Here is a 1647-nt window from a genome sequence, read left to right on the forward strand (position 1 = left end):
GACACGCGCGTCTCCGGCGAGGCGAGCGCCGCTTCGAGGAGCTGCCTCAGGTGCCGGGCCATGCCCTCTACGGTGGAGGACTCGAACAGCGCCGTGCTGTAGGTGAAGCCGCCCACGAAGCCTTCGGCCTCGCGTTGCAGGGCCAGCTCCAGGTCGAAGCGCGTGACGCCGTGTTCGGTTTGCAGCGGGCGCAGCGAGAGGCCGGGAAGGGCCAGCTCCGGCAGCGGGGTGTTGTGCAGGTTGAAGGTGACCTGGAAGAGCGGCGAGCGTCCCAGGTCACGCGCGGGCCGCAGCTCCTCCACGAGCTTCTCGAAGGGGAGTTCCTGGTGCTCATAGGCCCCGAGGGTCGTGTCGCGCACTTGCGCGAGCAGCTCGCGGAACGTGGTGCTCCGCTGGATGCGCGCCCGCAGCACGAGAGTGTTCGCGAAGAAGCCGATGATGTTCTCGGTATCCGCGTGACGTCGCCCGGCGATGGGCGCGCCGACGAGCAAGTCCTCCTGGCCACTGTAGCGGTGCAGCAAGGCGTCGAAGGCGGCCAGGAGCACCATGAACGGCGTCGCCCCGTCGCGCTGGGCTCGGGACTCGATGGCGAGGCTCAGCTCACGGGGGAGATGCATGCGCACCGCTGCGCCGCGATACGACTGGTGGGTCGGGCGCGGGTTGTCCGTGGGCAGCTCCAGGTGGGACGGCGCCTGCGCGAGCTGGTGCTTCCAGTATCCGAGCTGCGTCGCCAGCACCTCGCCCTGGAGCCAGCCTCGCTGCCATACCGCGTGGTCGGCGTACTGGACCGACAGGTCCGGGAGGGGTGACGGCAATCCCCGAAGCGCGGCCGCGTAGAGCTGGGCCATGTCGCGCACGAGCACGCCCATGGACCAGCCGTCCGAGATGATGTGATGCAGGTTGAGCACCAGGAAGTGCTCGGTGTCGCTGAGCTTCAAGAGGAGCGCCCGAACGAGCGGGCCTCGCACGAGATCGAACGGGCGCCAGCCCTCTTCCGTGGCGAGGCGCAGGGCCTCCGCTTCGCGTTGCGCTCCATCGCGCAGCCCCGTGAGGTCCACCCGCGTGCAGGGGAGCGAGAAGGGCGAGTGGATGCGCTGGAAGGGTTCGCCTCCCGTTTCATGGAACGTGGTCCGCAGCGACTCGTGGCGGCGGACCAGGGCATCGAAGCCTTGCTGGAGGGCGGTCTCGTTCAATGCGCCCGTCAGCTTCAATGCGAACGGCAGGCTGTAGGCGATGCCCGTCGAGGCGAGCTGTCCGAGGAACCACAGCCGCTGCTGCGCGAACGAGAGCGGATGATCCGAGGTCCGATCTGCTCGGACGAGCGTCGGTGGCGCATGGGACTCGGAGGCTCGGGGAGCCTGGGCATCCAGACGCACAGCAAGCGCGGCGACGGTGGGCGCCTCGAACAGCGTGCGCAGGGGCAACTCCACGCCGAAGCCACTCCGGACGCGCGCCACCACCTGCGTGGCCAACAGCGAGTGACCTCCCAGCTCGAAGAAGCTGTCCGTCACGCTCACCCGTTCCACACCCAGCACCTGGGCGAACAGCGTGGCCAGGGCGTGCTCGGTGGGCGTGCGCGGATCCACGTGCGCGCCGCGCGGAAGGACGGTCAGGTCCGGGGCAGGAAGCGCCGCGCGGTTCAGCTTG

General features: G+C 69.4%; 1 protein-coding gene. It reads right to left on the reverse strand.

Annotation, left to right across the window (positions count from 1 at the left end; all coding sequences use genetic code 11):
- The coding region (locus tag JGU66_36255) for a non-ribosomal peptide synthetase (protein ID MBJ6766229.1) at window positions 1–1647 on the reverse strand (1647 nt) is incomplete at both ends.

Source organism: Myxococcaceae bacterium JPH2 (assembly GCA_016458225.1).
Lineage (GTDB): Bacteria > Myxococcota > Myxococcia > Myxococcales > Myxococcaceae > Citreicoccus.